The organism is Syntrophorhabdaceae bacterium, from assembly GCA_036504895.1.
Taxonomy (GTDB): Bacteria; Desulfobacterota; Syntrophorhabdia; order Syntrophorhabdales; family Syntrophorhabdaceae; genus PNOM01.
Genome location: DASXUJ010000088.1, coordinates 34,259 through 48,621, shown reverse-complemented (window position 1 = coordinate 48,621; position 14,363 = coordinate 34,259). Strand labels below are relative to the sequence as shown.

At 55.2% G+C, this 14,363-nt stretch carries 11 protein-coding genes; 10 read left to right on the top strand and 1 reads right to left on the bottom strand.

Annotation, left to right across the window (positions count from 1 at the left end; translation table 11 throughout):
* Positions 1 to 85 precede the first annotated feature (85 nt).
* Positions 86 to 2,623, bottom strand: coding sequence for a response regulator (locus VGJ94_12565; protein HEY3277445.1), 2,538 nt, complete (start codon positions 2,621 to 2,623; stop codon positions 86 to 88).
* Between the two features lie 433 nt (positions 2,624 to 3,056).
* Between VGJ94_12565 and VGJ94_12560 the strand changes: the two genes are divergently transcribed.
* From VGJ94_12560 to VGJ94_12515, 10 genes are all read left to right on the top strand, one after another.
* The gene (locus tag VGJ94_12560; GenBank protein ID HEY3277444.1) at positions 3,057 to 3,302 is read left to right on the top strand and encodes a hypothetical protein; all 246 of its coding nucleotides are present in this window, start codon (positions 3,057 to 3,059) and stop codon (positions 3,300 to 3,302) included.
* Between the two features lie 235 nt (positions 3,303 to 3,537).
* Positions 3,538 to 4,569, top strand: coding sequence for a 23S rRNA (adenine(2503)-C(2))-methyltransferase RlmN (gene rlmN / locus VGJ94_12555; protein ID HEY3277443.1), 1,032 nt, complete (start codon positions 3,538 to 3,540; stop codon positions 4,567 to 4,569).
* Positions 4,566 to 5,060, top strand: a complete 495-nt coding sequence (locus VGJ94_12550; GenBank protein ID HEY3277442.1) for a hypothetical protein — start codon at positions 4,566 to 4,568, stop codon at positions 5,058 to 5,060. Before rlmN ends, VGJ94_12550 begins: the two co-directional genes overlap by 4 nt.
* A 60-nt stretch (positions 5,061 to 5,120) precedes the next feature.
* The gene (locus VGJ94_12545) at positions 5,121 to 5,756 is read left to right on the top strand and encodes a class I SAM-dependent methyltransferase (protein ID HEY3277441.1); all 636 of its coding nucleotides are present in this window, start codon (positions 5,121 to 5,123) and stop codon (positions 5,754 to 5,756) included.
* Between the two features lie 14 nt (positions 5,757 to 5,770).
* Entirely contained in the window at positions 5,771 to 6,922 is a 1,152-nt protein-coding gene (locus VGJ94_12540) for a pyridoxal phosphate-dependent aminotransferase (GenBank protein ID HEY3277440.1), read from the top strand.
* A 125-nt stretch (positions 6,923 to 7,047) separates the two neighbouring features.
* Positions 7,048 to 8,394: a L,D-transpeptidase family protein gene (locus VGJ94_12535; protein HEY3277439.1), complete on the top strand. Its 1,347-nt coding sequence runs from the start codon at positions 7,048 to 7,050 to the stop codon at positions 8,392 to 8,394.
* Between the two features lie 343 nt (positions 8,395 to 8,737).
* Positions 8,738 to 9,817 (top strand): polysaccharide biosynthesis/export family protein, encoded by a 1,080-nt coding sequence (locus VGJ94_12530; protein HEY3277438.1) that lies wholly within the window; start codon positions 8,738 to 8,740, stop codon positions 9,815 to 9,817.
* A gap of 51 nt (positions 9,818 to 9,868) precedes the next feature.
* Positions 9,869 to 12,022, top strand: a complete 2,154-nt coding sequence (locus VGJ94_12525; protein HEY3277437.1) for a Wzz/FepE/Etk N-terminal domain-containing protein — start codon at positions 9,869 to 9,871, stop codon at positions 12,020 to 12,022.
* Positions 12,023 to 12,088: 66 nt separating this feature from the next.
* Positions 12,089 to 12,811 (top strand): CpsD/CapB family tyrosine-protein kinase, encoded by a 723-nt coding sequence (locus VGJ94_12520; GenBank protein ID HEY3277436.1) that lies wholly within the window; start codon positions 12,089 to 12,091, stop codon positions 12,809 to 12,811.
* A gap of 36 nt (positions 12,812 to 12,847) precedes the next feature.
* Positions 12,848 to 14,317 carry an O-antigen ligase family protein gene (locus VGJ94_12515; protein HEY3277435.1) on the top strand — a complete coding sequence of 490 codons (1,470 nt, stop codon included), beginning with the start codon at positions 12,848 to 12,850 and terminating at the stop codon, positions 14,315 to 14,317.
* Positions 14,318 to 14,363 lie beyond the last annotated feature (46 nt).

Genomic DNA, 14,363 nt, shown 5'->3' with positions numbered 1-14,363 from the left:
GCCCGAAGTGCGGTCCGGCGGCAATTCCGATTAATGATGATGCCGGCACAAAGCCCCGGAAGGGGCGGCGGGTGGAGCATAACCCTCAAATGTCCAATACATGACCTGTGCCGGAGCCGGGTTTCCCGTCCAGCACACGACGAACCGCCTGTGCCAATTCCAGCCTCGCAAGGGGTTTCATGAGGAATTCCCGGATGCCCGCTTTTCTGGCGGTGACCGGGGAAGCCGTCTCGCTGTGGCCGGTGCACAGGATAATAGGGGTATCGGGTTTTATCTTGAGAAGCTCCTTCGACAATTGGATCCCGGACATTCCCGACATGGCCTGGTCGGTGATCACGAGGTCGAACCGGAAGGGATCGGAAGAGAAGATCCTCAGGGCCTCCGCGCTGTCAACTACGGCGGCTACCGTATAGCCGAGCCTTTCGAGTACGCCTTGACCCCATTTGACAAGCATATCCTCGTCATCGACAAAGAGGATTCTCTCCTTGCCGGGGGGAATTTCAGTGCTGTGAAGCTGTTTTTGTTCCGGCTCAGCCGTCACTTTGGGGAGGAACACCCGAAAGGTGGAGCCCACCCCGAACTCGCTCTCCAGGGTGATGGCCCCCTGGAGATCCTTCACCATCCCGTAGACTACCGCAAGCCCCATGCCGGTACCCTTGCCCACTTCCCGTGTGGTGAAAAAAGGCTCGAAGGCCCGTTCCATCGTCTCGGCGCTCATGCCGATACCGGTATCATTTACCGCGAGCTGTAAATATTCTCCAGGCACTATGTCCGGCACCGCGATGGGAGAGCCGGGCCTTATGCTGACATCGGTGAGGCTGATCTCCATGGTCCCCCCTTCCTCCTGCATGGCAAGGGAGGCGTTGGTGGCGAGGTTCATGAGAATCTGTTGCACCTCCAGCGGGGCGGCCAGGACGACATCCGAGCGTGCGGTGTTGATAAGATTCATCTCGATGGTCGCAGGAATGGAAGCCCTCAGGAGCTGGATGGTCTCTTCGATAAGAGGAGAGACGGCGAGGGGGCTTCTGGCGTAATCGGTCTTCCGGCTGAAGGAGAGGATCTGTTTCACAAGGTCTCTGGCCCTCGTGGCCGATTTGAGGACATTATCGAGGTTTTTTTCTGCCAGGGGATGGTCCGAGATTTCATCGAGGGTCATTTCAGTGAAACCTATGATGGCTGCGAGGATGTTGTTGAAATCATGAGCGATGCCTCCCGCGAGAGTGCCGATGGCCTCCATCTTCAGGGATTGGCGGAGCTGTTCCTCAGCCAGGGCACGCTCCCTGGTTTCTTTCTTCAGACTTTCGTACGCCTTGCGCAGCTCTTCGGTGCGCTCGTCAACACGCAGTTCGAGCTCGTCACGGGCTTTGCGTAAAGCCATCTCGGCCTTTTTGCGTTCAGTCGTTACCTCGGTATACATGATGATGCCCCCTATTTCGCCGTCGGCACGGCGCCATGGCCGGCATTCCCACCGGTTATAGGTGATCGACCCATCGGGTCGCTCAAAATAATCATCGTCATTCCGCTCTATCGCGCCCGCGAGGCACCGCTGATGCACGTCCTTCCACCTTTGGGGCATCTCCGGAAATACGTCATAGTGACGTTTACCGAGCACATCCCCCTCCTTGACGCCATAATCCGAGAGGAAACGGTTGCTGACGGCGATGTAGCGAAGGTCGCAATCGTACACGGCGATGGCATTGGGATCGTTCTTGACAATGTATCGCATTATTTCTTCGCTCTCCTTGAGCGCCGTCTCGGCTTTCTTGCGGTCCGTAATGTCCCGCACAATGGCCCATAGGCCTGAGGGCGCGCCTTTGTCGTCCTTAATGAGGAAAGCTCGCAGCTCGACCGGAAAGACGATACCGTCTTTGCGGGTGTATTCCTTTTCATATACTTCAGAAAAACCTCGCACCATTACCTGCTCTTTGATAATCCTCGACTCGAAGCGGTGCCATTTTACGGGCGTAAAATCATGATAAGCCAGCCGGAGCAATTCCTCCTCCGAGTAGCCCAGCATATTGACGAATGATTGGTTCACTTCAATGATGTGTCCGGACATATCAACGAGCGCGAAGGCGTCGGTCATGGTCTCGTGGAGCCGCCGATATTTTATTTCGCTCACTCTGGTCTTCTCATGGGCTTCAAAAAGCTCGAATGCCATATCTATCGAAGACTTAAGGACGAAATCTCCGGAATCCTTGATCACATAGCCGTAGCGCGTGATGCCTCGCACCTTTTCCACCATCTCCTGCTCTGGATGGGAGGTGAGAAAGACTACCGGTACTGTTCTTTTTGAGAGGATCTGCCTTGCAGCCTCCGTACCATCAATGCCCTTGCCCGGATCGACGTCTACGAGAATAAGGCTGATATCTCGATTTTCAGCGGCGAGCCGGACTGCTTTCCTGCCGGAATCGGCAACGATGACCCGGTACCCGAATTGCCTGATTGTTTTGGCCTCGACCTTTGCAAGAATGGCCTCATCTTCAATGAGGAGGATGGTTTTCTGTTTTCGGGCGCCCATGGTCCACCAGTCGATAAGAAGGTTTCTCTCGGTGGCAGGAAGGCATGATCTTTCAAGGAGGCGGGATACCGGGAAATTCAGGTCTCCGCCTTTACGAAGCACCCTCTTTTATCTAACCCATACCACTTAATCTGATGCTTTACTTGACCAGAGTCAATAAGAGCGGAAGAAAAAGAAATTATTGTCCTCCGTCACGCCGGCCAAGCCCATTCCTGACGTACCCATACAACTCCTTCAGCGGGGACATTCCCGGCTTTGAAGCCACCCGAACCCGGGAGTCTCCTCCCGGAGTAAGCGACCTCCTCATTGTTTCCATGTCTCGAAAAAGGTTGCAGCAGCGATCCGAAATGCTCATATTGTGATTTGATGGGCCCCTCATTGAGCAGAGGCGGGGATGATCCCTTCGCAATAATAATGACAACGCCCTTCGCAAGGCATAGAGAAAAGTTTCGTTTTTCCGCCTTACCCGTAGTAGCATATGCAGGGCTCCACGTGAGCCGGGAAGCAAAGGACAAGAAAAAAGGAGGTGAACCAAATGAAGAAGGCACTCGTCATACTGATCGCATTACTCATAACCGTAGTCTTTGTCTCACCTGGATTTACACAGGAAACCACGACCCCGCCATCCTCTGCCCCGGACAGTGTCACTGTTCCCGAGAAAGCAGCACCCGAGCAGAAGGCCAAAAAGACGAAGAAGAAGAAGAAAACCAAAAAGATGAAGGTCAAGAAAGCAAAGAAGGCAAAGAAGGCTCCGGCAGCGTCAACCGGATCGCCTGATTAATGGTAACAGGGGGGGCTTATGGCCCCCTCTGGATCTCGCTTTCCGATTTAATCCGGAGAAGCCCGTCAGAAAACAGCAGACCCACATTTTTCGCTGATCCCGGATTATAGGGGGCAAATCTATCTCCTTGGCCCGCGCCATACTCAACCCTCTCAACCGGATTTGCACCCCACCCCCATTTCTGCTATTCTATTGATTATTTCCTATCTCATCGAATCCGAGAGACATCGTGCCAATGCAAAGTTTTTATGACCTTACGCTGCCCGAGCTGGAGAAGGTGATCGGGGCCCTCGGGAACGAGAAGTTCCGGGCCCGCCAGCTTTATAACTGGATTTATAACCGGGGGGTACTCGATTTTTCGGAGATGACAAATATCTCCAAATCCCTTCGCGGGGTCTTCTCGGACATGTTCTCCACCTCCACTCCTGTCATTAGCGATACCCTCGAATCGGAGGACGGCTCCATCAAGTTCGGCCTTCTGACCGAAGACGGGAGCCTGATCGAGAGCGTCTTCATGCCTGAAGAGGGGCGAAATACCTTGTGCGTCTCGAGCCAGATCGGCTGCCGCATGGGGTGCCGGTTCTGCGTAACCGGGAAGATCGGCTTCAGGCGGAACCTCTCCGCCTCGGAAATCGTGGGCCAGATCATGGCGGTGCGGCAACACCTCGGGGATATGCGCATTTCCAATATTGTGTTCATGGGCATGGGCGAGCCCATCGATAACCTGGACAACGTGCTCGTCTCCCTCGACATCATCAAGAACTCCCTGGGCCTCGATTTTTCCCACCGGAAGGTGACCATCTCCTCCGTAGGACTCATCGGAGGGCTCCAGTCGATCCAGACGAAGGTGGCGAGCCTCGCCATCTCCCTTAACGCGGCGAACGACGAGAAGAGGACCTACCTCATGCCCATAAACCGGATGTACCCCATCCGGGAGATCATCAGGTTCGTGAAGGAGTTCAAGGCGAGCGGACGGGTGCGGATCACTTTCGAATACGTGCTGTTAAAAGGGGTCAACGATTCTCTGGAAGACGCGAAAGAGCTCGCGGAGCTTCTGAAAGGCGTAAAGTGCAAGGTGAACCTCATCCCCTGCAACGAATCCCCCTATATCGAGTTCAAAACCCCTTCACCCGAAACAATCGAGCGGTTCCAGGCTTACCTCCATGAGAAGCGCTTCATCACCATCATACGGGACTCCCGGGGAAAAGACGTTTCCGGGGCCTGCGGCCAGCTCGGCATGAAATATCTCGAGGAGTGCGCCCCATGAAAGGCAGATTGCCTGCATACAGGGATTCCTTTTACTGCGGCACCGAACGGCCGGAAGGACTCCAGCTTACCCTTACCTATGACGATCACCTTGTCCTATGCGACCTCAACCTGGACCGCCGGTTCGACGGGTACAGGAACGTGGTCCACGGCGGCATGATCTTCGGCATCCTCGATGTGATGATCTGGTCCGTGATCTTCATGGAGACGAAAAAGATCTGCATGACGAGAAAAACAGAGTCGGAGTTCGTGAAACCCGTGATGTGCAACACCCTCCACAAGGCCAAGGCCCGGTACCTCTACACGGAGGACAGGGACTTCCACGCCGAGGCATGGATCGAGACGACCGGCGGCGAGATGTGCGCCCGGGTCGATGCCCTCTTCCGCGAGGCAAAGGGCCTGCCCCTCGGGCAGTTCATTGAGCGCTTCGATTTCTCCGTGGCCGACCCCTCGATAAAAGACCATTTTTATTCGATACTTCAGGCCCCCTGAACGGACATCCCGCGGGACGGGAAAATTGACAGAGGGGAGCCAACTCTGGTACATTTCCCCATGCCCGTACACCACCACCTGCCGAAAGAAGGGATGCTCTACCAGAGGGACCAGTACGCCAAAGGCGGACCCGGACGCTGGTATTGGGACTTCCGGGACAATATCGTCTTCTCCCAAATCCTGCCCCGCCACACGCGCATTGTCGATATAGGCTGCGGAGAGGGCATCGCCCTCGAGAAGCTTGTCTCCCTTTTCCCCGGAAAAGAAGTGGTCGGCGTGGACCTCGAAGAGGAGAACATCGATATCTGCACGAAATTCGGGTTGACCGCGATCCGCTCGAACGTCTATGACCTCGCCATACCCTCGGGCCGCTTCGATGCGGCAATATGCATCGATGTGCTCGAACACCTCGCGAAGCCCGCCGAAGGGGTGGCCGAGCTCTACAGGGTCTTAAGCCCCGGGGGCCGCCTCATCATCGTCATACCCCACGACCGGAATTTCCTCCTCTCCCGCCTTGCCCTCGGCATGATCAAGGAAGCCTTCTACGACGCGGGACACGAGCGGCAGTGGAAGCCCCGGCAGGTGACCGCCTTGCTTACGGAAACCGGGTTCGAGGTAAGGAAGGGAAAGAGCATACCCTTTCTTTTCTGGCAGACGAGCCTCCACCACGTGGTAATAGCGGATAAAGGGAATTAGGCGATGGCGGCACTATGAAGATCACGAAACGGGCGCAGGAGATTACCCCCTTCTATGTAATGGAGCTTCTCGAGAAGGCAAAGGAGATGGAAGCCAGGGGCGAGGACATCGTCCATATGGAGGTGGGGGAGCCCGATTTCCCGAGTCCTCTTTCGGTCAAGGAAGAGGCGGTAAAAGCGATACGGGAGAACAGGACGTTCTACACCCACAGCCTGGGACTCAGGGAACTCCGGGAGAAGATCGCCGGATCTTACCGTAAATCGCATGGGGTCAACATCTCCCCCGACAGGATAATCATCACCAACGGGACCTCGGGAGCCTTTATGCTCCTCGCGGCGGTCCTTCTCGAAAGAGGGGACCTGCTGGCCCTCGCCGACCCCGGCTACCCATGCTACAGGAACTTCGCCGTCTTTGCGGATGCCGCCATCATGCCCATCCCCGTGACGGAGGAGACGGGATATATGGTGACGGCGGAGCATTTCCGGGATCTCAGAGAGATGCCCCACGTGGCGGTGGTCTCCAACCCCTCCAATCCTACGGGCGCAATATATGGGCCCGGGGCCCTCGCAGACCTCTACCGCCTCCTCTCCGGCCGCGGGGTGACCCTTATTGTGGACGAGATATACTCCGGTCTCTGGTATGAGGGGCCTATAAAGACGGCCCTTGCCGTATCGGACGGGATCATCGTAGTCAATGGTTTTTCGAAGACCTATGCCATGACGGGCTGGCGCCTCGGATGGATGGTGGTGCCCGAAGAGCTCGTGAGGCCCGCCCAGAAGGTTGCCCAGAACGTCTTTATCTCTCCCCCCTCCATCTCGCAATTTGCGGCGCTCCACGCCTTCGATGCGGGCGATGAGCTCGAGACGATGAGGAGGACTTATTGGCAGAGGCGGGATTTCATACTCCCGAGGCTCAAGGACCTCGGATTCCGCATCCCCCTCGATCCCGAAGGGGCCTTTTACGTGTACGCAGGCATCGAGAGGTGGGGACTCGACAGTATGGAGTTCGTCGAAAGGGCGCTCGCAGAGGCCAAGACCGCCATAACCCCTGGATATGATTTCGGTTCCTTCCGCGCGGGCTCTCATGTGCGCTTCTCCTATGCAAACAGCCTGGACCGGCTCAAAGAGGGATGCGACCGGCTGGAGGCATGGCTCCGGACTTTATAGTTGGATCATTCTGCAATCATTCCGAAGGGCAAGGGCGCGGGCCTTCCTGAAAGGCCAATTGTACTATTGACAAACCCCGGCCGCTCTTCTATAAATATACACAATTTAAGTCTCCGGTCGTCGCAATGAAGGATGAAAATAGGATTTCACTCAAGGCTCCCATAAAGATAGGCATCGGTCTTCTCGCCCTGCTCCTTTTACTCAATTCCGTCTTTCTTTACCTTCTTGTAAAAGAAAGGAAGAGAACCCACGACCTTGTCAGGGCCGTGAACCAGACCAACGAGAAAGTGAGCCGGCTGCGGGAGGCCCTCAATAAAACTCCCCAGGGAAGCGCGCTGCTCGCATCGTTAACGGCCCCGGAGCGCGAGAAGAAAGCGCCCGCCCCTGCCCCTGAAAAATCATCGGTGGAGACGGTCCGCGCAAAACCAGTCGAGGCCCTCCCGGAGAAGGCGGTCCCATCCGCCCCGCTGCCGGGGAAGAAGACCGCTCCCGTAGAAGAAGCCAAAAAGACCCCGCCAATGGAAGAAGCGAAGAAGACCGCTTCGCTGCCGGAAGCCAAAAAGACCGTTTCCCTCGAAGAGGTAAAGGCGGCGACCCCGCCCCTTGAAAGGGCCGTGAAGCTCGCGATTCCCTCCAATTCGATACCTGCGCCTCTTTTAGTCGCGGACCAGGGCGAATACCTGCTCATATGCGAGAAGGATGCGAGGGCGCTCCACGTGTTGCGCTCCGGCAGCGGCAGATTCACCCTTGTCAAATCTTATCCCTGTATCCTGGGGGCAAATAACGGCGACAAAAAGAAGGCGGGAGATTTCGCGACTCCGAAGGGCATCTATTTCATGGTCCGCTATACCCCCGGCAATAAGCTTCCCGGCGATTACGGCACCGGCGCTTTTGTGCTCAACTATCCGAACCTCATGGACCGCAAGGAAGGCAGGAACGGGAACGGCATTTGGCTCCACGGCCACAACGATAAGAAAAACCTTACCGACCTCCTCAATACGAAGGGCTGCATCGTGGTTACCAACGACGTGCTCAAAGAGCTGGCAGGGATCATAAAACCCCAGGGCACCCCGATTGCAATCGTCGACACCCTCCAGTTCACGGAGCATCAAAAATGGCAGGCCGCATCGGAAGAGATCAGGGGCTTCGTGAGCGCATGGAGGCATGCATGGGAGAGCATCAATACAAAAAAATATTTGAGCTTCTATGCCCCGGATTTCGTCAACAGCGAGGGGATGAACTATGAAACCTTCAGGAAACATAAGGAAAAGGTAAACAGCAACAAAAAATCGATCCACATAAAAGTGGAGCATATCGCTGCCCTCATGGCCCAGGACAAGGACGCGAGGTTTGCGGTGGTGAGGTTCGACCAAAAGTACCAATCAAACAACTTCAAGAGTGACAGCAAAAAACTCCTCTATCTCCGCAAAGGAAAACAAGGCTGGCAGATCATAGGCGAGTCGGTATTTTAGGGTGCCGGATAGAGACCTCAATTTGTAACTACCTTATTTAATTAATCATCGTCCCATCTTTCGGGCCGGCTCGTCCGCAACCGCGACGGTCACAGGCGGCGATCCCCTGAAATCCTGCTAGCGCAAAAGGTAAAGTTACGATTTTTCTTGACAAATGAAGCTTAAGTTCCTGATAATAATGATATTCTATTGGAGAGGACCACGAGATGATTAAGCTGAAGGCCCCCGCGATGGCGGTAGCCTGTAAAAAATCATGTCCCGGGGCCGCTTTACAGGGATTCCATACCAGATCATCTTGTAATGGTCCGGGGTCGCGCAAAAAAATGAAAAGGTTAAGGTGGAAATGAACAGGATGCTCCATGCAGGTTTATTTCTTTGCATTTCTATTCTCTTCGCGTGCTTTGTGGGGGGATGCGGGGTCCGCACCCAGGAAATGAAGGTGGACGGCACGGTGAAGGTAATCGACGAGATCAGCGATACGGAAAAGTCGAAGATCCGTATGAGCATTATTAAAAATATCCGCGAAGGGCTGAGCCTCTACAGGCTTTCTCCCGGGGACGTGCTCGAGATCATGTACCACCTTTCCCTTACCGCCGAGGCCCAGGACTACCGGGTCGGCGTGAACGATGAGCTGAACGTCGACTTCTTCTATCAGCCGGGGTTCAACAGGACCGTCGTGGTACGCCCTGACGGCAAGATCACCCTCCCCATCAAGGGGGACTTCGCCGCGGCCGGGCTCAAACCCCTGGAGCTCGCATCGTCGATCAGCGAGACCTACGGAGATATCCTCAATAAACCGACAATCACCGTCACGGTGAATAAATATTCGTCGAAGATTACGGAGCTTCAAAAGGCCATAACCAATGCGCCCAGGGGCCAGGCAAAGCTCGTGACCGTAGGCCCTGACGGCAATATATATCTCCCCCTCCTGAGGGGAATGAAGGCCGCGGGCAGAACGATCGACGAGCTGAAAGACGCCATCGTGCTGGAATACAGGCATGATTTCAATAACCTGAATGTTTCCGTCCTCATCGAAACCCTCGCGGGAAACCGTACATTCGTTTTTGGAGAGGTCCAAAGGCCGGGCCCTCTCGTGATGGCGAAACCGATGACGGTGTTGCAGGCGATTGCCATGGTGGGAGGGGTCCTTACCACGGGGTCCTTGGGCAAAGTAAAGATCCTTTACTGGGATGACAAGAACCAGCCCGTGATCCGGACCGTCAACCTCAAAAATGCGATGCACAGCCTGAGGGTGGAAGAAGATATAATAGTCCCGAACAACAGCGTTATTTTCGTGCCGAGGACCGCGATTGCGGAGGCGGACCGCTTCGTGGACCAGTACATCAAGCAGCTTTTCCTCTGGCAGGGAGAGAGCTTCGCCTTAACATACGGCGTGTACAACGCACCTACCGTTGTCAGATGATGAAGATCAGCACGTATGGGGCCGATACAACTATCATAGGGGGATAAGGCCATGGCAGGGGAAAAAAGACTCATCACAACGAGAGACATACTCAACACCTTTTTCAAGAATAAGGTGATCATTTCGATCGTCCTTCTTGCCGCTCTCGGAGGTGCCCTCATTTACTGCGCCTTCACCTCGCCGCGTTACAGGGCGGAAACTAAAATCCTGATCAAAATGGGGAAAGCCCAGATCTCGGGCATGCAACAGTTTCCCCCGGAGCAGTTCAACATGGTCTTCCAGGAGAGGAGCCAGAACATCAGGAACGAGATGGAGCTTCTGAAAGGCGAATACCTTACCGAAAAAGTCGTGTCGAGGCTCAAGGATCAGATGAACGGCCCGGGATTCCGGAAAAGCTACTACGAGAGCGCCAAAGAGGAAGTGCGCAATTTCCTCTTCCGATATGGAATCGTACAGAAACCCGCTTCGACTGAAAAGAATATGGTCGGCGTCTTTTTGAAGGCCCTGGGCGTCACATATCTTGAAGATACGGATATGATACGGTTGACTTTCGACTGGACCGATCCGCAAATCGCCGCCATGGTAGCAAATGCCTATGCCGATGAGTATGTGACCCAGCACACGAAGGTGTATGAGACGCAGCGCTCCTATCGTTTTTATATCGATCAGATCGAATTATTCGAAAAGAAGCTGAGGGACGCGGAAGACGAGCTCCAGGGCTTCATCTCGAAATCAAATCTCGCCAACATCGAGCTGCAGAAAGAGATATTGCTGAGAAATATCGGCGACCTCAATAATCGTTTGAACCTCGTAATGGTCGACGCGGCACAGGCGCGCACAAAGCTCAAGAAGGTCCAGGAAATGGCCAGGACGCCCGGCGTATGGATCGAGACCCCGGACATCGGAAGCGCCATGCTCGACAAACAGGCCTATCTCAGGACTCTTGACGATTCTTATTTTAAGCTCAAGATCGATCGCGAGCGGCTCCTCAAGAACTATACGACTGCCGCGAATGAAGTGAAGGCCATCGACCTTCAGCTCGGCAACCTTCGGAGTCAGAAAGCGGAAAGTTTGACGAACATAGTCAACATGGAGCTTGCCCTTGCGGAAAATAAGAGGACCAGCCTTCAGCGTGAAATTTCCGAGGAAACGAAGAAACTTGACAGCGTGACCGCAAAGACCCTCACCCTGAAACAACTTCAGAGGACGAGGGACCTCGTGGAAGGCAACTACCAGATCTATAAAAAGAAGGCAGAGGACCTGAGGATATCGGACGACCTCGACGCCAGAAGGATTTCAAGCGTCAAGATCGCGACCCCCGCTATCCCGCCTCTCACACCCGCCTACCCGAGGAAGGGGATTATTATCGGGATGGCCGCATTCCTGGGACTCTTCTTCGGTTTCGGGTTTGCCGCGATCCGGGAATTCTTCGACCATACGTTCAAAGACGAGGATAATGTACTCACGAACCTCGGCGTGCCCATGCTTCTTTCGGTGCCTTTTAGCGGGCGCAGGGAAAGACGCTCGATCATAGACGATCTGGTCGCCATGGGAGACCGCATGAGGGGCAGGATCCGTACGGGGGTTCCGGCTCCCGTGGACGCCCACTCCAATATGAGCATGAGAAGCACGAGCGGGAGCTGGATATCCGTATTGTCCCTGAGTGCGCTGAGTCTCTGCATCTACTTTTCCGTGAACGGCTCCCCGTCCGACCAGTGGAATAACAAGCCTACCGCGTCAGAGCGCTACCTCGCCCAGGTGGTTACCGCGCCGAAGGCGGGCAGCGGTCATGAAGACCCTAGTGCGGGCGCCGGCATTGGCGATTCCCACAAAACACTTCTTGAGGCCCTTCCTTCAGATCCTGCCCGCGAAGAGCTCACGGCTGAGGCGGGACGGAGTAAAGCTGCCCCATCTGCAATCAGATCGGGAGAGGAGGCCTCTCCCTCCGTAGGGCGAAGGACCGAGCCGGCGACACAGGAAAAGAAGAAGCCGGTTGCGATCGAGCACACCGTGACCCGCGGGCAGACTTTGGTCGGCGTCCTGAGAGATGTGTTTTCAGTGCCCGATGATTTTATTTTCAATGAAGCAATAGAGCGTGTCAGGGCCGCAAACCCGGGAATAGGCGCCAACCTCTGGGTCGGGCAGAAGATATTGATACCGGAAGAGGTGGCTGAAAAAGGAAAGACGATCCGCAAGGGGAGCTGACAGGGAAATTGCGCTCCTTTTCTCATAGGAGGTTCGAATGGACAGGTATAAAACGAAGGAAGAACCATGATAGATAAACAAGAACTTTCCGATGAATCGGGTTATTATGGCGGTCCCCACGGTTTTCCGCCCGCCCTTCGCCTTATGCCCGGCCTATTCGACCATTTTTACCGGGTCACGTGGGACCTGCTCTCAGTCCCCAAGAAAACGAGAAAAGGCAGAAAAGGAAATTGCGCCATGGTGGTCGCATCATGCAACCGCCGCGAAGGCGCGTCGACCATAGCGCTCAATATCGCGAGTGCCTTCTCCAGCAGCTCGATGAAAAGCGTGGTCCTTATCGATGGAAACCTCCGGAACCCCGTGCTCCATGAGTATTTCGGGTGCGACAGGGAATACGGCCTCTCGGAGCTCGTCATGGAAGAGATATCCCTGAAAGCGGGCGTGGTCGAGGTCAGGCCGGAAAGGTTCTATTTCATTCCCGCGGGACGAAAAGTCCAAAATCCCATACTACTCTTTGAAACCCCTGAATTCATAAGGCTTCTTGATGAGCTGAGGGATATCCACGATCTCATCATCTTTGATTCCGCCCCCCTGACTCAATATCCGGAGACGCCCATTCTTGCGAGCCATGTGGACGGAGTCGTGATGGTGGTAGAAGCCGAGGGTACGAGATGGGAAGTGGCCTCGGCCGCAAAGCATAACCTCGAGACCGCCAACGCGAACATTTTCGGGGCCATTCTGAACAAACGAGAATACTATATTCCCCGCGCTGTCTATAATCTCCTGTAGCCCTTCGGGCCATGAGGCGCAAAGGGCAAGGCACCGATGTATCCCGCTTATCGTAAAGAATCATACGCCAGGATAGTACTCCCCTTTATTCTAGGGATAGGGGCTGCCGCTACCGCTATTTTTCTCGACGAGCTGAAGGTGAAAACCATCCTCGCCCTCCTGGCGGCCCTGGCGTTTCTTGTGGGGGTACTCTATTTTGCGAGCCGGAAGAACCTCACCTCCATCGCCATAATATTCCTCGGCCTGGGCATCCCCTTTAACCTCGACATCAACCTTCTCTATCGTGAGTACGTGGGGGTGACGAGCATCGACATAGGGCTGAGCCTCCTCTCCGCCCTTCTCTTATATGTACTTTTCCTGTACGAGCATTATACCAAGAGGACGACGGAGCCGACATTCAGGTATAACCGCACCCTCCTGTGGGCCCCCATTATTTACATCCTGAGCGGCATGCTCAGTTTCGCCAACGCGGCTTCCCCGGAGCTCAGCCTGCTGGAGTTGGCCCGCCTGGGATCGCTCCTCATAATCTTTTTTATCGTGATGAACCTGAAGGACAGGTCCCAGGTAGATACATTCCTGCTGACCCTGTCGGCTGGCGTGGTCATTGAAACGGCAATTGCCATGTACCAGTATTACACCGGCCACACCCTCGGTCTCTCCGCCCTGGGAGAAAGGGAGCTGGGAACCCTCGAGGTGTGGTATGCAGGCAGCCGGGCCAGTGGGACCATCGGCCATGCGAATATCCTCGCCTATTATTTCGAAATACTCATACCCCTCATGTTCGCCATGTTTCTGGGCGAGGAGAGGCCTCTGCGCAAGATATGGTACTCCTTCGTGACTATCGTGGGTCTGGTGGGCATCATGACCACCCTGTCCCGTGGCGGATGGATGTCCCTGCCCCTGCCCCTTGCCCTCGTCTTCTTCTGCCTCATAAGGAAGAAGATCACCCAGAGCAAGACCCTCGTGGGGCTTTTCTTCGTGGGAATGATCTTTTGCGGTCTCGGCATACTCGCCTATCCCACGGTCCAGAAGCGCCTGACCTATGAAGATTTTGGCTCCGCGGCCACAAGGGCGCCGCTCAACAAGGCGGCCTTGTCCATCGTGAGGCAGTTCCCGGTTTTCGGGGTGGGGCTCAACAATCTTGCCAAGGTCTTCAAAACCTACGATACCACCGGTGGTTCCAGTCTGTTCAGGACCTCGACCCACGTGGTCCACAACCTCTATCTTGCCGTCTGGGCCGAGACGGGCACCGTCGGCCTCATCGCGTTTTTGTGGATGTTTATTGCCGCATTGGTGATCGCCTTCAAAGTGATGCTGAGGGCCCCTCCCTGGCAACAGGCGATTGCAGTGGGAGCAGCCGCGGGCCTGATTGCCCAGCTGATCCATGGCTCCGCCGATCCCGGGTTCAGGATCCTGATGAATGTGTCAACCCTCGTCTATTCCATGTTCGGCCTCATAGGAGCCATGAGCATCCTCAGGAGAAAGGAAGAGAGCCCTGGTCTTTAGGCCTTTCCCCGATACCGCGCCCGGCCTCCGCCATTGGGGACCTGCT